16 protein-coding genes and 1 riboswitch are annotated in these 17,831 nt (G+C 43.6%); of the genes, 1 reads left to right on the top strand and 15 read right to left on the bottom strand.

The window, feature by feature from the left end:
* The first annotated feature begins 106 nt into the window (after positions 1-106).
* Positions 107-1,816, top strand: coding sequence for an NFACT RNA binding domain-containing protein (locus MHI16_RS07835; protein ID WP_058014026.1), 1,710 nt, complete (start codon positions 107-109; stop codon positions 1,814-1,816).
* Positions 1,817-1,846: 30 nt separating this feature from the next.
* Here MHI16_RS07835 and MHI16_RS07830 read toward each other — a convergent pair whose 3' ends face one another.
* The 15 genes from MHI16_RS07830 to MHI16_RS07760 all read right to left on the bottom strand — a co-directional run bounded on the left by MHI16_RS07830 (position 1,847) and on the right by MHI16_RS07760 (position 17,704).
* Positions 1,847-2,350 (bottom strand): bifunctional precorrin-2 dehydrogenase/sirohydrochlorin ferrochelatase, encoded by a 504-nt coding sequence (locus tag MHI16_RS07830; protein ID WP_058014027.1) that lies wholly within the window; start codon positions 2,348-2,350, stop codon positions 1,847-1,849.
* On the bottom strand, positions 2,331-3,116 hold the full coding sequence (locus MHI16_RS07825; RefSeq protein WP_058014028.1) for a sirohydrochlorin chelatase: 786 nt from the start codon (positions 3,114-3,116) through the stop codon (positions 2,331-2,333). The genes MHI16_RS07830 and MHI16_RS07825 overlap by 20 nt, the downstream gene beginning before the upstream one ends.
* A 74-nt stretch (positions 3,117-3,190) precedes the next feature.
* Positions 3,191-3,946 (bottom strand): uroporphyrinogen-III C-methyltransferase, encoded by a 756-nt coding sequence (gene cobA / locus MHI16_RS07820; RefSeq protein ID WP_058014029.1) that lies wholly within the window; start codon positions 3,944-3,946, stop codon positions 3,191-3,193.
* A gap of 29 nt (positions 3,947-3,975) precedes the next feature.
* Positions 3,976-4,569 carry an adenylyl-sulfate kinase gene (gene cysC, locus MHI16_RS07815; protein WP_003212173.1) on the bottom strand — a complete coding sequence of 198 codons (594 nt, stop codon included), beginning with the start codon at positions 4,567-4,569 and terminating at the stop codon, positions 3,976-3,978.
* A gap of 14 nt (positions 4,570-4,583) precedes the next feature.
* Complete coding sequence (gene sat / locus MHI16_RS07810; RefSeq protein WP_058014030.1) at positions 4,584-5,720, bottom strand: sulfate adenylyltransferase; 1,137 nt, start codon at positions 5,718-5,720, stop codon at positions 4,584-4,586.
* A 55-nt stretch (positions 5,721-5,775) separates the two neighbouring features.
* Positions 5,776-6,840: an inorganic phosphate transporter gene (locus MHI16_RS07805; protein ID WP_058014031.1), complete on the bottom strand. Its 1,065-nt coding sequence runs from the start codon at positions 6,838-6,840 to the stop codon at positions 5,776-5,778.
* Between the two features lie 13 nt (positions 6,841-6,853).
* Positions 6,854-7,555, bottom strand: a complete 702-nt coding sequence (locus tag MHI16_RS07800; RefSeq protein ID WP_003211029.1) for a phosphoadenylyl-sulfate reductase — start codon at positions 7,553-7,555, stop codon at positions 6,854-6,856.
* Positions 7,556-7,801: 246 nt separating this feature from the next.
* Positions 7,802-7,904: riboswitch (SAM riboswitch) on the bottom strand.
* A 294-nt stretch (positions 7,905-8,198) separates the two neighbouring features.
* Positions 8,199-8,837, bottom strand: a complete 639-nt coding sequence (gene pyrE, locus MHI16_RS07795; RefSeq protein ID WP_044141967.1) for an orotate phosphoribosyltransferase — start codon at positions 8,835-8,837, stop codon at positions 8,199-8,201.
* Between the two features lie 7 nt (positions 8,838-8,844).
* Positions 8,845-9,549 carry an orotidine-5'-phosphate decarboxylase gene (gene pyrF, locus MHI16_RS07790; protein WP_058014032.1) on the bottom strand — a complete coding sequence of 235 codons (705 nt, stop codon included), beginning with the start codon at positions 9,547-9,549 and terminating at the stop codon, positions 8,845-8,847.
* Positions 9,521-10,453, bottom strand: a complete 933-nt coding sequence (locus MHI16_RS07785; protein WP_058014033.1) for a dihydroorotate dehydrogenase — start codon at positions 10,451-10,453, stop codon at positions 9,521-9,523. Before MHI16_RS07785 ends, pyrF begins: the two co-directional genes overlap by 29 nt.
* Positions 10,447-11,223, bottom strand: coding sequence for a dihydroorotate dehydrogenase electron transfer subunit (locus MHI16_RS07780; protein WP_058014034.1), 777 nt, complete (start codon positions 11,221-11,223; stop codon positions 10,447-10,449). The genes MHI16_RS07785 and MHI16_RS07780 overlap by 7 nt, the downstream gene beginning before the upstream one ends.
* Entirely contained in the window at positions 11,220-14,435 is a 3,216-nt protein-coding gene (carB, locus tag MHI16_RS07775) for a carbamoyl-phosphate synthase (glutamine-hydrolyzing) large subunit (RefSeq protein WP_058014035.1), read from the bottom strand. Before carB ends, MHI16_RS07780 begins: the two co-directional genes overlap by 4 nt.
* A complete protein-coding gene (locus MHI16_RS07770; RefSeq protein ID WP_058014036.1) occupies positions 14,420-15,514 on the bottom strand; it encodes a carbamoyl phosphate synthase small subunit in 1,095 nt (364 codons plus the stop codon). The genes carB and MHI16_RS07770 overlap by 16 nt, the downstream gene beginning before the upstream one ends.
* Complete coding sequence (locus tag MHI16_RS07765) at positions 15,511-16,797, bottom strand: dihydroorotase (protein WP_268467075.1); 1,287 nt, start codon at positions 16,795-16,797, stop codon at positions 15,511-15,513. Before MHI16_RS07765 ends, MHI16_RS07770 begins: the two co-directional genes overlap by 4 nt.
* Positions 16,781-17,704, bottom strand: a complete 924-nt coding sequence (locus MHI16_RS07760) for an aspartate carbamoyltransferase catalytic subunit (protein ID WP_058014038.1) — start codon at positions 17,702-17,704, stop codon at positions 16,781-16,783. Before MHI16_RS07760 ends, MHI16_RS07765 begins: the two co-directional genes overlap by 17 nt.
* Positions 17,705-17,831 lie beyond the last annotated feature (127 nt).

Here is a 17,831-nt window from a genome sequence, read left to right as displayed (position 1 = left end):
TATTCAGACTCGTCCTAAATCATGCTATAATAATAAGACTGCCTAAAGAACGAGAAATGGAAGGTTCTTTCAGTAGATTTGTGTGAAAGAAGAGGGTGTATCCAACATGTCATTTGACGGCATTTTTACATATGGTATGACAAATGAATTGCAAGAGACATTAACTGGCGGTAGAATTTCAAAAATTCATCAGCCATATAAACACGAGTTAATTTTTCATATCCGGGCAAACGGAAAGAATCATAAGCTTCTTTTATCCGCTCACCCGAGCTACGCTAGAGTGCAGCTCACAGAGCAGCAATATGACAATCCAAGCGAACCACCAATGTTTTGTATGCTCCTTAGAAAGCATCTTGAGGGCGGATTTATTGAGCGCTTTGAACAAATTGGATTTGACCGGGTGATCGTACTTCATGTACGAAGCCGCAATGAAATTGGCGACGAACAGACTCGAAAGCTCTACATTGAAATTATGGGAAGGCATAGTAATTTGATTCTTGTCGAAGATGACACGCAGCAGATCATCGATGGCCTGAAGCATCTTTCTCCATCTGTAAATAGCTATCGAACAGTGCTTCCTGGTCACGAATATCTTTTGCCACCTGCGCAGCAAAAATTAAATCCGTTTGCAGTAACGAAGGACGATATTTTAAAGCATTTACGCTTTCAAGAAGGAATGATCGCAAAGCAAATTGTCGATACATTCTCTGGGGTTTCTCCGCTGTTTGCAAAGGAAGCTGTACACAGGGCTGGTCTAGCCAATCAGGAAACAATTCCAAATACACTGCTCGACATGTTCCAGCTTATTCGCATGCATTCCTTTACCCCGCAGCTCACAAGAAAAGACGGAAAAGAATATTTCTATTTATTAGAACTGCATCATGTCGATGGTGAAATGAAAACATTCGAATCTCTCAGCAAGCTGCTGGACCGCTTTTATTTCGGCAAAGCTGAAAGAGACAGAGTGAAACAACAAGCGTCTGACCTTGAACGGTTTGTCGTAAATGAAAAAAAGAAAAATGAAAACAAACTCAAAAAACTGAACAGAACCCTTGAAGAATCTCAAAATGCTCATAAATACCAGCTCTATGGCGAATTGCTAACAGCCAATTTATATGCCATCAAAAAAGGGGATAAAGAAGCAACTGTCATCAATTATTACGATGAAGATGGCGGAGAGGTTACGATACCGCTGAAAACAAACAAAACCCCTTCTGAAAATGCGCAAGCATATTTCACAAAATATCAAAAGGCAAAAAATGCAATAGAAGCGGTCAATGAACAAATTGAACGGACACATGAAGAGATTGCTTATTTTGATGAGTTGATTCAGCAGCTTTCCTCTGCCTCACCGAAGGATTTAGAGGAAATGAGAGAAGAGCTTGTTGAGGGGAAATATTTACGCGCCAAACAAAAGCGCAACGCCAAAAAGAAAAAAACGGCGGCCATTCAGCTGGAAACGTATGAATCGTCTCAAGGTATTCCGATTTTAGTCGGAAAAAACAACAAACAAAACGAGTATTTAACCACAAAGGCAGCTGCCCGTGACGACATTTGGCTGCACACAAAAGATATTCCTGGATCACATGTCGTCATCCGTCATCAAACGCCTGATGAACAGACGCTGCTTGAAGCGGCTCAAATCGCTGCCTACTTCTCGAAAGCAAAAGAGTCGAGCTCCGTTCCTGTCGATTACACGAAAATCCGGCATGTGAAAAAACCAAATGGAGCCAAGCCCGGATTTGTGACGTATGATCAACAGCAAACATTATTTGTCACGCCTGACGAAGATGTCGTTCTAAAGCTGCGAAAATAATAAAAGCCGATAAAATCCTTTAAAGAGATTTTATCGGCTTTTTCTTTGTTGTTTTTTTCTTTCGATATAGAGAGCATCAAGTGCATCTACATCCTCTTGTTCAAGCAATGTCTCAATTTCCGCAGCCAGTTGTTTTGTCCGGGCTGGGCTCGCACCGCTTGTAGAGACTGAAATCGTCACTTTTCCTGCTTTGACCACCTTTGGCACGATCACATTGCCAAGCTCTGATTGGCTCACACAATTCACAAGCTGATGAGGTCGTGCTGTTTGGGCAATCCAATCATTTACCGCTGGATCGTTTGTAGCAGCGACAATGAAAAATGCATCCTCTACATCTTCAGCCTCCACTTTCTTTTCTTTCCAATGCAGGTTGTATGTATCAATGAGACGTGCCATCTCTTTAGAAATGTCAGGACTCACGATGGTGATATGGCAAGGCTCTATGCATAGCGCCTCTGCCCTTCTTGCAGCTATTTTTCCACCGCCGGCGATGAGCACTTGTTGATTGGTTAAATCAAGATGGACTGGAAGCATGGCTTACTCCTTGGAAATGAAACGCATCGCCTTTGTTTAAAATGGTTTCTTTAACGCGTTCAATATAAGCTGCTTTTACATGTGGATGAAAGCCAATATACCGGCATACCCGGACATCTTTCAGCCTCTCTCTCGCCTGAGCGGCTTCATTTTCAATCTCTTTCATTAAAATACCCGTAAATAACAAGTAGGGAACGAGATAAACGGGTGTATCATCATCTGCTGTTAATTTCGCAAGAACATCTCGGTAATTTGGCTCACATGCCGTAATAAAACATGGTAAGACCTCTGCGAGAGGAAGCAGCCGCCGGACATCGTCCGCAATGCCAAACACATCTCGCTTCACATCTGGATCAGAGCTTCCACGGCCAATTAAAAGAATCCGTGCTTTCCCGCCTTGATATCCTGCTTCTTCAATTCTTGCAGCAACTGCTTTTGTCACTTCTTGATTGACCCCAATTGGTTTCCCGTAGGTGACCTTCACTTGCGGGTATCGTTTTTGTACTTTCTCAATCTCAACTGGAATATCCGACTTAGCATGCATTGCAGTTAAAAGGAGGAGCGGGACGATCGCAATGTGTGTAGCTCCTTTTTTCACACAGGCTTCAAAACCTTCCTCTATAGAAGGGGCTGTCAGTTCTAAAAAACAAATTTCTTGTATTTCGGCTTCTACTAACGGCATACAGCTTTTCATAAAAGAAATGGCTTTATCTTGTGCTTCTTTCACCCTGCTTCCATGCCCAACATAAAGTACAGCTTGTTTCATGTGACTCCTCCTTCTTACTTGTTTTGTTCAGACGAAAAGACACGATCAATGCACGTGTCTTTTCTCTAACATTCTCAATTCTCAATGAGAGCCGGTTCAAACCAGTTCAGCTTTTGGTGAAAATGAACGACATCTCCAACAACTATTAAGCTTGGATGCTCGATACCTTCTTTTTCAACGGTTTCAGACAGTGTCGCCACAGTGCAGCAAGTCGTTTTTTGCCTTGTCGTGGTTCCCCAGTGTATAAACGCTGCTGGCGTTTCAGGATCGCGTCCATTTTTTATCAGAAGCTGCTGCACTCTTTCTACGTTTTTGACGCCCATGTAAATCACAAGGGTATCAATCCCCGTAGCTAGTGCCTCCCACTTTTCTTCAAAATGCTCATCCTTTTGATAATGACCTGTGACAAACGCAACATTCGAGCTGAATTCACGGTGCGTCACGGGAATGCCTGCATAAGCAGCTGCTGCAATACCAGAGGTAATTCCCGGGACAACTTCATATGGAATTCCGTGCTCAGCTAAACATTCGATTTCTTCACCGCCGCGTCCAAATACAAAGGGGTCGCCGCCTTTCAGCCGGACGACCACATTCCCTTCCTTTGCATGGGTGACAAGAGCTTCATTGATGGCTTCCTGTCTCATCGTATGATGATTCGGGAGCTTGCCGCAATAAATTAATTCCGCCTCGGGTTTGGCGTGGGCGAGTATTTCTTGATTGACAAGACGATCATATAAAATGACATCTGCCTGCTGTATTGCCTTATGGGCTTTTAATGTGATTAAGTCTGGATCTCCAGGCCCAGCCCCCACAATGTATACTTTCCCCATCGTGCTTTTCTCCCCCTGCCATCAGGCGATTATTTCGCTTTTCCTTTTACATAATCAACAAGACGCTGTTTGGACTCTTCACGCGATAATTCACCTGTATCTAGAACAAGCTCAGGTGCTGCCGGCTCTTCATATGGCGAATCAATTCCGGTAAAAAATGGAATTTCTCCATTTCTAGCTTTTTTATATAACCCCTTTGGGTCACGCTCTTCGCATACATTCAGATCACATTTCACAAACACTTCGTGAAACTCTCCCGCTTCAACTAACTGTCTGACAATGCGGCGGTCTTCTTGAAATGGTGAAATAAAAGCCGTGATGACAATCGTTCCTTGCTCAACAAATAATTTCGCCACTTCTCCAATGCGGCGGATGTTCTCTTTTCTGTCATCATCTGAAAACCCTAAATCTTTATTCAGACCATGCCGCACATTATCGCCATCAAGAACAGTGACTTGATAACCTTGTTCAAACAGCTCTCTAGCCGCTGCATTTGCGATTGTTGATTTACCTGATCCACTTAGACCTGTGAGCCAAATAATGCCGCTTTTATGATTGTTTTTCTGTTGATATTCTTTTTTTGTAATAGATGAATCATGCCACACGATATGTTCGTTGCTCATGTCATACCCTCCCATTAAGATACCGTCGTTTTTAATCCTTCGATTAAGGTTTCAATGACCTCTTTTCGGCTGAACGTGCTAGGCGGTAATTCTCCGTTTCTGAGCATCGTTCGAACCTTTGTACCTGAAAGAATGACATGCTCGCTTTTATCGTGAGGACATGTTTTTGGCGTTGCCATTGCTTCACATGTATTACAGTAGAAGCTATGTTCAAATTTTAACGGGGTAATACCAATTTCTTCGCTTGTAAATTGTTCAAATAACTCCTGCGCCTCATATGTGCCGTAATAATCACCAACACCTGCATGATCTCTTCCGACAATAAAGTGAGTACAGCCGTAATTTTTACGGACAAGCGCGTGAAAGATTGCTTCCTTTGGTCCAGCATAACGCATTGCCGCAGGAAAAACACCTAAAAAGACGCGATCCTTAGGGTAATAACCGTTCAATAACACTTGATAGCTTTTCATTCTCACGTCTGCCGGAATATCGTCTGATTTTGTTTCACCGACAAGTGGATTTAAAAATAATCCATCGACGGTTTCAAGTGCTGTCTTTTGAATATATTCATGGGCACGGTGAACAGGGTTTCTCGTTTGGAAACCAACAATCGTTTTCCAGCCGTTCTCTTTAAAATGACGTCTTGTTTCTTCCGGCTCATACGTAAATTGAGGGAATGGTTTTTCGCTGCGTTTCGTCAGTGTGATTTTACCACCAATGTATGTGTCACCGCGTTCAAATAATTTTTTCACACCTGGATGATTGCGGTCATCAGTTTTATACACATTCACCGCTTCTTTTTCCTTATCTGGTGTGTATTGATCCTCTACTTCAATCACGCCATATACAGTTCCATTATACGATAGACGCACAATATCGCCTTGATGGATTTCCCCTGCCTTTTCCTTTGTCACTGGCAATGTAATAGGAAGAGACCAAACGACACCACTTGCTAGCCGCATACTGCTCACAACAGATTCATAATCAGCTTTTGTTAAAAACCCTTCAATTGGACTATACCCACCAATTGCTATGAGTTCAAGGTCTGCAAAAGAGATAGCATCTAGTTCAATTTCCTTTGCAGCCGTGCTGAGATCATATTCTTCATTTACTCGATTAATTAATACGCCACCATGTGGTGTTAAACTCATTTGTATCTTCCTCTCAATGTTCATATTTAGTAGATGTTAATAGTCGGATTTAACATTAAATCCCGCCGCCCTGTTCATGAATCGAGCTGCTTTCATTTTTGACTGCCTTCATCAAACTTAGCGCACCAAGTGAGGCAAGCAGTACACTCATCATGATAAAAATAGAGTAATAGTCACCTTTTAAGAAAAGGCTCACTAGCAAATACGATAGACTAAGTGATAAAAAGGGTGATACTACCCACACTTTCAGCATTTTTTTCACCACATGTTTATGAAAAATATTAGGTCCACCTTTTGCCATGCCAAGTCCAATGATAGACGAGGAGGTGATTTGGGTAAGTGGAACTGGCAGCCCAAAAATAGAGCTGACGATGACAAGTCCAGCACCGGTACCGGAAAGCAATATCCCTTCGCCCGTTTGATAGCGGGTGATTTTCTTTCCGTTTGTTTCCAGCACCCTTCTTCCTAATAAAAGAGCACCCAGTGCAACGAAAAGTCCGCCGTAAAGCGTTCCTTGCCCAACGGATAAAATGCCTGAAGCAACAAGGGGGCCTACAGCATTTGCGACATTGTTCATCCCAGCAGAAAATGCTTCTAGAAATCCACTGATGATCAAAATAATCGATAAAATCAAAGTGCCTTTTTTTGAAAAGGTTCGTTTCGGGAACATTCTGATGATTTTGACTACAATGAATGTAAAAAGAAAAGCAACAATAGGAATGATGACCCAAAAGGACACGATGACTAAAATGGATTTCACATACAATACTTTATACGCGACCGCCACTCCAACGACAGCACCTACTGTCACCTCACTCGTTGATAAAGGGATAGCCATCAAATTCGCTATAAAGAGCGATAATGCAGCAGAACCAATAATAATACATACAATTTCAAGTGTAATGACAGATTCAGGCATAATGCCAGAGCTGATGGTTTTGACGACCTCACCGCCGCCAATGACTGAACCTGCTAAAATCCCAACTGCACATACACTGAGTGCATAGATCGGCTTTCGAATCGCACCTGATCCGTATGCGATGCCCATTGAAGCAGCTGCACCACTCGCGCCAATGTTTAGCGCGAAAAATAAACTAAATAAAATTGCGGCAATTTCCATACATTAGGCTCCCTTACTCATGTAATCCGCACTCAGTCTTAGCTGTGCCTGACCATCTGCCAGACCGCAGATCCTCGGCAGTAAATGCTGGCTGTGTACACGGCGCACAGCCGATACTTGGATATCCTTGATCATGCAGCGGATTATAAGTAAGTTCCTCTCTAGATGCATATCTCCATATGTCCTTCCACGTCCAGTGGATAAGCGGACATACTTTCACTGATTTGAATTTTTCATCCTTATTTAAAAAGTTCGTCCCTGCTCGCTTAGGTGACTGCTCTCTTCTTAAGCCAGAAAGCCATGCCGGATAGCCTGATAATGCTTCTTGCAAAGGAATGACCTTACGCATATGGCAGCAGCTTTGAGGGTCCGTTTTCCATAGTTGATCACCATGCTGCTCGTTTTGCTCCTCAACCGTCAGCTCAGGGGTTTTCAGCACAATATCTAAACCTGGGTATCTTTCCTTTACCGCATCAATTGTGTCATACGTTTCCTTAAAATGCAGACCTGTATCTAAAAAGACAATTCTTGCATCCTTTTTTACTTTCGCAATCAAATCAATGAGGACGATGCCTTCAATACCAAAACTACATGCATATACGAGCTGATCACCATAATGACCGTATGCCCATTTCAGCACAGATAAAGCCCCTTTATACAAATCGTCTTCTTGAAATGTAATGGACGGCTCTTGCCAATTCTCATAAGTTAACATTGTTTCTCCCCTTTCGGAGTATCACTACTCTCCGCACTACGTCAACTGAATTTTTTCTGTCTTCTTCCACTTGAATCACTTGACCGTCCTGAACAATCAGTGTAACTAAACTGAATCATATCCCCAATCAGTTTCTGCATAGGCTTCAATTAAGTCTTCATCCTGCTTTTGCTCTCACTTCCTCCTCACCGTTAAAATAAAAAAACTCCCTTTCAGTCCGAAAGAAAGATGAGGAAGCTCACGATTTCCTTATCTTTCAAAATAGAATCATTTTGCAGGATGTAGCACCTTGCAAATCGCAGGTTGCCGGGCTTCATCGGGCCAGTCCCTCCACCTCTCTGGATAAGTGTTTTAATTTGTCTTAAATATTAACACAATTCAAACAAAAGTCAACCCGACTTTATTGATAGGATTAGTTTTTATTTAAATTTGAGTCTATTTTACTATTTTCACCAAATAAAAAAGCTGTGCGGGTTCGCGCAGCTTCAGATTGTATTCAGCATGATAGAAAACCTTTGCAGTCTAGGAAAGACGAGTACCAGAGCGGAGCGAATTAAACATTCGTGAGCACTGGCACGTAGTCCTGACAAAGAATGCGAGGGTTTGTCTACACGCTGAAAGCTGTGCGGGGAGGCGCAGCTTTTTAGACGGTTTCTTCCATCCAAGATTCAGAGGAAGGATCTTGTCTCCAGCGTTTTAATTTATTCATAGCAGAAGGCTCAATCGCTTTCAGCTCAAGAGCCACGTCTGTCAGGGTGTCATAGTCTGTTAGGGTGACATATGGAATGTTTTTCTCTTGAAATGCTGCCGCAGCTTTTGGCAGACCGTATGTGAAGATTGCAGCAACGCCTAGTACGTCACAGCCCGCTTCTTGAAGAGCAGCGACCACTTCAAGCACACTGCCTCCTGTTGAAATCAGATCTTCTACGACAACCACCTTTTGACCTTTTGATACGGCACCTTCAATTTGATTTCCTTTTCCATGTGCTTTTGGTTTACTTCTGACATAACACATCGGGACGTTCAGACGGTCTGCCGCTAATGCCGCATGCGGGATGCCTGCTGTTGCAGTACCAGCAATCACCTCTGCTCCCTCAAAATGAGTGAGAATCAACTCTTTAAGACCTTCAGCAATGTCGTGTCTGACTTCTGGATAGGACAAGGTGAGACGGTTGTCACAATAGATCGGTGATTTGATACCGCTTGCCCATGTAAACGGTTCGTCTGGTTTCAATGAGACCGCTTTGATTTGTAATAGGTGTTTAGCGATTTTTGTTTTCATCTGGCAGTCACTCCCACTCTTTCAAAATTTGATGATAAGCTTCCAATGGTTTTTCAGCTTTTGTGATTGACCTTCCGACAACAATTTGTGAAACACCTTGCTCTTTTGCATAAGCAGGGGTTGCCACACGCTTTTGATCATCGGTTTGATCATTTAGTAAACGAATCCCTGGCGTAACAGTGAGGAAATCAGGTGAGATGTGCTCATGAAGGGCTTTGGATTCATGAACAGAGCAAACAACACCGTCTAGTCCACTTTCATATGCCAATTGACCGTACCGAATAACAGTCTCTTGCAGCGGACGGTCTATGAGTAATTCGCTTCTCATCATGTCTTCAGATGTGCTCGTCAGCTGAGTCACAGCAATAATGCCCGGACGTTTTTGTCCAGCAGGCGTTCCGCTTTCAAGCCCTTCTAACGCAGCTTGCATCATCTGTTTCCCGCCAGCAGCATGTACATTAACTAGATCAACGCCAAGTGCGGCAAGCCGGTTCATTGCTTTTTTCACCGTTGTTGGAATGTCATGTAATTTGAGATCGAGGAAAATGCGGCAATTTTTTTCTTTAAGCGCCTCAAGGATGACAGGTCCTTCTTGGTAAAACAGCTCCATGCCGACCTTCACAAATAACGGTGTCCCTTCAAAGGGTTCTAAAAAGGCGAGCGCCTCCTGCCCTGATGGAAAATCAAGCGCGATGATGGGCAAGTGCTTCATGTTTCCAGCTCCTTCCGATACATTCCTCTACAGATGAATACCCATAGGCTGATAATACTTTTGGCAGTTCTTCAATGATTTCTGGGCAAATAAATGGGTTTACAAAATTGGCTGTGCCAACAGCTACTGCACTCGCTCCTGCTAGTAAAAATTCAAGTACGTCTTCAGCATTTTGCACCCCGCCCATTCCGATAATCGGGATAGACACTGCTTGACTGACCTCATGTACCATGCGCACAGCGACAGGTTTGACCGCAGGGCCTGATAATCCGCCTGTTTTATTGGCAAGAATCGGTTTCCCCGTTTTTAAATCTAAACGCATACCGATTAACGTGTTAATCATCGTGAGTCCATCCGCTCCAGCAGATTCAATCGCTTGAGCAATCTCCACAATATTGGCTACGTTAGGAGAGAGTTTGACATAGACAGGGACGGAGGACACGTCCTTCACCGCTTTTGTCAATGCTGCTGCCATTTGAGGATCTGTACCAAAGGCAATTCCGCCTGTTTTGACATTTGGACACGAGATATTCAGTTCAAGGGCATGGACATTTTTTGCTTGGCTGATCTGCTTCGCTACTTCAACATAATCATCGACCTGTGAGCCAGCGACGTTTGCAATAATAGGCGTATCAAACTGCTCAAGCCAAGGTAATTCATTTTCAAGCACGCCTTTTAGGCCAGGATTTTGAAGACCGATGGCATTGAGCATACCGGCACCTGTCTCCGCTACCCTTGGTGTCGGGTTGCCAAATCTCGGTTCTAAGGTTGTGGCTTTGATCATGATACCGCCAAGCACGGATAAGTCGTATAATGAAGCAAATTCTCTTCCGAATCCAAAGCAGCCTGACGCCGGAATAATTGGATTCTTTAATGATAAGCCGGGTAACTCAACGTTTAGCATGACAATGCCACCTCCTCTGCTTTAAATACAGGTCCGTCCAGACAGACTTTGACGTAAGCTTTTTCGTGCTGGTCTGTATGACAAACACATGCAAAGCAAGCACCAATGCCGCAGCCCATTCGCTCTTCCATTGAAATGTAGACAGGCTTATCGGGGTAAGAGTCTTTTAGTGCCTTTAACATAGGGGTCGGCCCGCAAGAAAGCATGACATCAAAACTCAAATCATTCTCTTCAATAACACTTGTCACGAAGCCCTTTGCGCCATATGTCCCATCAACTGTTGCAATAAATGTATCTCCGAGTGCTTGGAATTTCTCCTCGTAAAATATATCCTTTTTCGATTGAAAGCCAAGGACATGCTTGACGATGACGCCTTTTTTCGTTAAACGCTTGGACAGCTCATATAAAGGCGGTACTCCAATCCCGCCGCCGACTAATAACGCTGTCTGACCTGGCTGAACAACTGAAGGATCATAGCCGTTGCCAAGCGGCCCTAATACATCGATGGATTCCCCATCCCGCTTTTGGGAAAGGAGCTTTGTGCCCTCTCCCTCTGCGCGATAGATGATGGTTGCTTCTTGTTTCTCGGCATGAATATTGGCAATACTGATCGGTCTTCTCAGCAGCGGTGTCATGGACTCGCTGACCTTGATATGAAGAAATTGTCCAGCCGTTTGAAAGGAGTCCACAAGGTCACCTTTTAATGTCATTTCGTAAATATGATCAGCGATCTCTCGATTTGAGACGACCGTCAAGTATGCTTTTTTCATATCGTTACTGTCACCTCAGCATTCGTTTTCACTTCTGGCATTTCGTCCGCTCTAAATGTCATGCTTTCTAGTACTCTTAAAATCGCTTCTGCTGTATCTAATGACGTTAAGCAAGCTACGCCATTTTCAACAGCTTCACGTCTGATTCTAAAGCCGTCTCTTGCCGGCTGTTTTCCTTTTGTCAGAGTGTTGATGACAAATTGGGCTTCCCCGTTTCGAATGACATCGAGAAGATTTTTGCCTTCTTCTCCTATTTTGCCGACAACACTTGATGGGATGGAGGCTTGTTTTAAGTAATTCGCCGTTCCTTCTGTCGCTAATATATGGTAGCCGATTGAATGGAATCTTCTCGCAATCTCAAGTCCTTCTTCTTTGTCCTTATCAGCAACTGTCAGAAGAACTGTCCCGTCTTTAGGAATTTGAATGCCTGATGCAATTAATCCTTTGTAAAGAGCTTTTTCGATTGTGACATCTTTCCCCATGACTTCACCTGTTGATTTCATTTCAGGTCCGAGTGTAATATCGACTCTTCTTAGTTTCGCAAAAGAGAAGACTGGAACTTTGACGTACACGCCTTCTTGCTCTGTGTGAAGTCCTTCTTCGTAGCCATAGTTTTTCAGTTTTTCTCCTAAAATGACCTTTGTCGCCAGGTTTGCCATCGGGATGCCTGTGATTTTACTTAAGAAAGGAACTGTCCGGCTTGAACGCGGGTTCACTTCAAGTACGAACACTTCACCTTTTGAGAGAACAAATTGAATGTTTAGCAGCCCAATAATGTTGAGTCCTTTTGCAAGCTTGATCGTGTATTCTGCGATCTTCGCTTTGATCTCTTCAGACAATGTTTGCGGCGGGTAAACCGCAATCGAGTCACCAGAGTGAACCCCAGCTCTTTCAATGTGTTCCATAATGCCTGGGATCACGACGGTTTCGCCATCAGACACAGCATCTACTTCGATTTCTTTTCCTGTCAAATACTTGTCAATGAGCACTGGGTGCTGCGGATTGACTTTCACTGCATTCTCCATGTAGTGAAGAAGCTCAGCTTCTTGATAAACGATTTCCATTGCGCGACCGCCTAATACATAGGAAGGGCGGACAAGGACTGGGTAGCCGATCTGATTGGCAATCGCTACAGCTTCTGGCACAGATGTAGCTGTTTTCCCTTTAGGCTGCGGAACGCCAAGTGCTTCTAATGTTTGTTCAAACTTGTCTCGGTTTTCCGCGCGGTCAAGATCTTCAAGGGAAGTTCCAAGAATCTTAACCCCTCTATTTGATAATTCGTCGGCTAAGTTAATTGCTGTTTGTCCGCCAAACTGAACGACAACACCTTCTGGTTTTTCAAGGTCGATGATGTGCATCACATCTTCTACAGTGAGTGGTTCAAAGTAGAGCTTGTCTGAAATACTAAAGTCTGTTGAGACCGTTTCAGGGTTGTTGTTAATAATAATTGCTTCATACCCTGCTTGTTTAATTGCCCACACAGAATGAACGGTCGCATAATCAAATTCTACTCCTTGACCGATTCTGATAGGACCTGAGCCTAATACGATGACGCTTTTCTTGTCTGTACGTTCTGATTCATTTTCATCTTCATATGTGCTGTAGAAATATGGCGTCTCTGATTCAAATTCAGCTGCACAAGTATCTACCATTTTGTAAACAGGTACGATGCCTGCTTCTTGTCTTAGCGTGTAGACATCCGCTTCTTTCATATTCCACTCGCGGCTAATATAGATGTCTGAGAAGCCTTTTTCTTTCGCTTCTTTTAATACGTCTGTATTGCCTTTGTTTTCTTTTAATGTCTTTTCAAAAGCGATGATGCCTTCCAGCTTATGAAGGAAGAAGTAATCAATTTTTGAGAATTCGTGTATCTGTTCAACCGTATAGCCTCTTCTAAGCGCCTCGGCGATATAGAATAATCGTTCGTCTCCCGCCTTGATAATCCGCTTTTCAAGCACTTCGTTTGTGATATCTGCTTCATCTTTTAATTCAATGTGATGCACATCAGCTTCAAGTGAACGGACAGCCTTTAGAAGAGACTCTTCTAATGTACGGCCGATCGCCATTACTTCACCCGTTGCTTTCATTTGCGTGCCAAGACGTCTGTTGGCAGATTCGAATTTATCAAACGGCCAGCGCGGAATTTTAGACACAATATAGTCAAGTGCCGGTTCGAAGGCGGCATAGGTTTTACCTGTGACAGGGTTCATCATTTCATCGAGCGTTAAGCCGACAGCAATTTTCGCTGCAAGTTTGGCAATTGGATAACCAGTTGCTTTCGACGCAAGTGCAGAAGAACGACTCACGCGCGGGTTTACTTCGATGATATAGTATTGAAAGCTGTCTGGATCAATTGCCAGCTGTACGTTACATCCCCCTTCAATACCAAGTGCCCGGATCAGCTTGAGCGACACATTGCGAAGCAGCTGATATTCACGGTCACTTAACGTTTGGCTTGGCGCCACAACGATACTGTCACCTGTGTGGATACCGACTGGATCAAAGTTTTCCATGTTACAAACAACGATCGCATGATCACCGCTATCACGCATGACTTCATATTCAATTTCTTTAAAGCCTGCAATACTTTTTTCAAGTAAGCATTGTGTGACTGGGCTTAGCTTCAAACCATTTTCGACGATTTCCTTCAGCTCTTGCTCGTTTGTACAAATTCCGCCGCCTGTTCCGCCTAATGTATAAGCTGGTCTCACAATGACAGGGAAACCGATTTGGTTCGTAAACGCCATCGCTTCTTCGAGGTTATGGATGATTTCACTTTCTGGTACAGGCTCATTTAGTTCATTCATCAAATTACGGAATAGATCTCTGTCTTCTGCTTTTTGAATAGCTGACAGCTTTGTACCGAGTACTTCAACGCCGCATTCAGCTAATACGCCAAGGTCTGATAATTCAACAGCAAGGTTCAATCCAGTTTGTCCGCCAAGTGTTGGCAAAATCGCATCAGGACGTTCTTTTCGAATGATTCGTGTTAAGAATTCTGGTGTCAGTGGTTCGATGTATACCTTATCGGCCATTTCTGTATCTGTCATGATGGTCGCTGGATTGGAATTCACAAGTACGACTTCATAGCCTTCTTCTTTTAGTGCTAAGCAAGCCTGTGTGCCTGCATAGTCAAACTCTGCTGCCTGACCGATGATGATTGGACCTGATCCGATGACTAAAATCTTTTTGATGTCTACGCGTTTTGGCATACTTCTTCCCCTTCTTTCTCAGTTGTATGAATCATGTCCATGAACTGGTCGAATAAGTAGTTGGCATCTTCTGGACCTGGTGATGCTTCTGGGTGGTACTGGACAGTGAATGCTGGTGCTTCTTTATGTTTTAATCCTTCAATTGTATTGTCGTTTAGGGCGATATGTGTGACTTCGAGCACATCCTCGTTAATGGCACTAACTGTGTAGCCGTGGTTTTGAGATGTCAGTGTCACCTTGCCAGTTGCTAGTTCTTTCACTGGGTGATTCGATCCTCTGTGACCGAATTTCATTTTTTCAGTACTTGCGCCGCATGCAAGCGCGAATAATTGATGTCCAAGGCAAATGCCAAAGAGCGGGACCTTTCCAATCAATTGCTGAATCATCTCGACTGCTTCTGGTACATCAACAGGATCCCCAGGACCGTTTGAAAGCATGATTCCATCAGGCTTTAACTGCAGTACTTCATCTGCCGTGATATTGTACGGCACCACGATGACATCACAGTCCCTTTTATTGAGCTCACGCAAAATGCCGTGCTTCATGCCGAAATCGACAAGGACAATTCTTTTTCCTCTTCCTGGGCTTGGGTACGCATTTTTCACAGAAACTTGACTTACTTGATCAGTCGGAAGCTGCATTGTTTGAAGGCGGCTAATCACGTCTTCCACTTGTTCATCAGGTCCCGCAAATGCTCCTTTTAAAGTTCCTGCACTTCGAATCATTCTCGTCAGCTTTCGTGTATCGATTCCGCTAAGCCCTGGAATGTTTTTCATTTTCAAATACTCATCGAGCGAGTATGAAGAGCGCCAGTTTGAGGGCTTTTCACAAAGCTCCTTCACAATCAGCCCTTTTACAAACGGTGTGATCGATTCAAAATCATCACGGTTAATGCCGTAGTTGCCGATAAGCGGATAAGTGAGTGTGACAATTTGTCCGCAGTATGATGGATCAGACAAAATTTCTTGATAGCCTGTCATCCCTGTATTAAAGACAACTTCTCCGACTGATGATTCTAAGCTGCCAAAGCCTGTTCCTTCGAATACTGTTCCGTTTTCTAGCACTAAGCGTCTCTTCATTTTACTAGTCTCCCCTCTTCATACACGACTTTGCCAGATGCAAGCGTCATGACCGGCCATCCTGATACAGTCAATTTGTCAAACGGTGTATTTTGTCCTTTAGATAAGAAGCTCTTTTTATCGATTGCCATTTCTTTGTTTAAATCAATAAGTGTCATATCAGCTGTTTGTCCTTCTTCCAACTTTCCATAAGGAAGTGAGAAAGCTTCTGCTGGCTTGATCGTCATATAATCAACGAGTTCTTTTAATGTCCATTCGCCCGATTTGACAAATCGTGTATACAGAAGCGGGAACGCTGTTTCAAGCCCGACTATTCCAAAAGGTGCGCGCTGCATCGTTTCGTTCTTTTCTTCTTCTGTATGCGGTGCATGGTCTGTTGCGATGAAATCAATCGTTCCATCTAACAGTCCCTCGATTAGTGCCTCGCGATCCTCTTTTCCTCTGAGCGGCGGGTTCATTTTATAGTTCGTATCAAGCCCTGGGATGTCTGCATCACATAAGAGCAGGTGATGCGGTGACACCTCTGCCGTCACACGGATGCCTGCTTTTTTTGCATCGCGAACGACTCGCACAGATTCTTTTGTACTGATATGACATACATGATAATGACAGTTCGCTGCTTCTGCTAAAAGAACATCTCTTGCAATATGCACCGATTCACAAATGGACGGTATTCCGTTTAATTCATTTGCTTTTGAAAATTCTCCTTCATGAACGCATCCGCCGTAAATAAGCGAGTTATCTTCACAGTGTGCCACAATTGCTTGATCAAGGCTTGCCGCCTTTTTCATCGCTTCGTACATCATGCCTGCTGTTTGGATGCCTACTCCGTCATCTGTGAAAGCGAAGGCGCCTGCTTCTTTTAGTGCTGCAAAGTCTGTCATCTCTTCCCCAATTTGTCTAGTTGTGATGGAGGCATATTGCAGTACTCTGACAGAAGAAGTCTCTTCGATCCGATTCATGAGCCATTCCATTTGCTCTTTTGTATCTGGAACTGGACGTGTATTCGGCATCGCTGCGATCGTTGTATAGCCGCCTCTTGCTGCTGCTTTAGAACCTGTTTCAATCGTTTCCTTTTTCTCTCCGCCTGGCTCTCTTAAATGTACATGCAGATCAATTAAGCCTGGTGAAACAAATAGCCCTTTAGCATCAATGACCTCTTCTCCGTCTTCTCTTTCTAAGTGACCAATCGCTTGAATCACTTCTCCTTCTACCCTAATATCCTGCTGCACTTTTTCACCTGTGCTTGTTAAGATAAAACCGTTTTTAATGAGATACGACATAGACAGAATCTCTCCCTTTTTGATGTAGTCTGCTATTTTGAAAAGCTCTTTTTAATACCGCCATTCGGACATAAACGCCATTTTCCATTTGCTTGAAAATTCGTGACTGCTTTGATTCCACTAAAGAATCATCTATCTCCACACCTCTATTTACTGGCGCTGGATGCATGATAATGGCTCGTTCTTTCATGTTGTTTGCCCTGTTTACCGTTAATCCATAAGTCGATAAGTAATCTTCATTGCCCATTTTTTCAGCGTGCCGTTCATGCTGGATTCTAAGCAGCATCACCACATCAGATTGTCTAATGGCTTCGTCTACTTGGACATACGTTCCGTGAGGATTTTGCTCATCTTGGAAGGAAGCAGGCCCTGAGAAAAGGACTGTCGCTCCGAGCCTTGAGAGTACTTCAGCATTCGACCTTGCCACTCTGCTGTGCTTGATGTCTCCATGAATCGAAATCGTTAAGCCCTCAAAGCAGCCAAACTCTTCATAGATGGTCATTAAATCAAGCAGTGATTGGGTCGGGTGCTGCCCGCAGCCATCTCCAGCATTGATGATGGGAATCCCAACCTTCCCGATTAGCTCGTTGTAGTATTCATCAGTGCTGTCTCTGATCACACATGCTTTCACGCCAATGGATTCGAGCGTTTTTACCGTATCGTATAATGTTTCGCCTTTTTGGACGGAGGTGCTTGCCGCATCTAAATTCAGTACATTCATCCCCAGTTTCTTTTCAGCGACTTCGAAGCTAAATCGTGTTCTTGTGCTTGGTTCAAAGAAGAGGTTTGCTACAAATTCTCCCGCTAAGCCAAGCTCTTGTTTCCCTTTTTTGAGAGCCGTTGCTTCTTCAATCAGCTGTAAAATCTCTTCTTTAGATAAGCTGCTCATTGTCGATAGATTATTCATTTTTTCTGCCCCCTCTAGTTTTTCATCACTTTCAGGTTCAAAAAAACCCTAAGCCTCGGCAGCTTAGGGTTCTCCAAAAGAAGCAGCGGCACATTCGTGCATTCTGCTCATTTTAGAACCCTTGTCA

Origin of the sequence: Bacillus sp. FSL K6-0923 (assembly GCF_038630825.1) — a bacterium.
GTDB classification, from domain to species: domain Bacteria; phylum Bacillota; class Bacilli; order Bacillales; family Bacillaceae; genus Bacillus; species Bacillus pumilus.
The sequence above is the reverse complement of the archived record's forward strand: the minus strand, read 5'-3'. Positions and strand labels throughout refer to the sequence as shown.

Bases quoted from the DNA above. Each gene is read 5' to 3' on its own strand.
- MHI16_RS07835 (WP_058014026.1), top strand. From the start codon at position 107: ATGTCATTTGACGGCATTTTTACATATGGTATGACAAATGAATTGCAA.
- MHI16_RS07830 (WP_058014027.1), bottom strand. From the start codon at position 2,350: ATGCTTCCAGTCCATCTTGATTTAACCAATCAACAAGTGCTCATCGCC.
- MHI16_RS07825 (WP_058014028.1), bottom strand. From the start codon at position 3,116: ATGAAACAAGCTGTACTTTATGTTGGGCATGGAAGCAGGGTGAAAGAA.
- cobA (WP_058014029.1), bottom strand. From the start codon at position 3,946: ATGGGGAAAGTATACATTGTGGGGGCTGGGCCTGGAGATCCAGACTTA.
- cysC (WP_003212173.1), bottom strand. From the start codon at position 4,569: ATGAGCAACGAACATATCGTGTGGCATGATTCATCTATTACAAAAAAA.
- sat (WP_058014030.1), bottom strand. From the start codon at position 5,720: ATGAGTTTAACACCACATGGTGGCGTATTAATTAATCGAGTAAATGAA.
- MHI16_RS07805 (WP_058014031.1), bottom strand. From the start codon at position 6,840: ATGGAAATTGCCGCAATTTTATTTAGTTTATTTTTCGCGCTAAACATT.
- MHI16_RS07800 (WP_003211029.1), bottom strand. From the start codon at position 7,555: ATGTTAACTTATGAGAATTGGCAAGAGCCGTCCATTACATTTCAAGAA.
- pyrE (WP_044141967.1), bottom strand. From the start codon at position 8,837: ATGAAAACAAAAATCGCTAAACACCTATTACAAATCAAAGCGGTCTCA.
- pyrF (WP_058014032.1), bottom strand. From the start codon at position 9,549: ATGAAGCACTTGCCCATCATCGCGCTTGATTTTCCATCAGGGCAGGAG.
- MHI16_RS07785 (WP_058014033.1), bottom strand. From the start codon at position 10,453: ATGCTAAACGTTGAGTTACCCGGCTTATCATTAAAGAATCCAATTATT.
- MHI16_RS07780 (WP_058014034.1), bottom strand. From the start codon at position 11,223: ATGAAAAAAGCATACTTGACGGTCGTCTCAAATCGAGAGATCGCTGAT.
- carB (WP_058014035.1), bottom strand. From the start codon at position 14,435: ATGCCAAAACGCGTAGACATCAAAAAGATTTTAGTCATCGGATCAGGT.
- MHI16_RS07770 (WP_058014036.1), bottom strand. From the start codon at position 15,514: ATGAAGAGACGCTTAGTGCTAGAAAACGGAACAGTATTCGAAGGAACA.
- MHI16_RS07765 (WP_268467075.1), bottom strand. From the start codon at position 16,797: ATGTCGTATCTCATTAAAAACGGTTTTATCTTAACAAGCACAGGTGAA.
- MHI16_RS07760 (WP_058014038.1), bottom strand. From the start codon at position 17,704: ATGAATAATCTATCGACAATGAGCAGCTTATCTAAAGAAGAGATTTTA.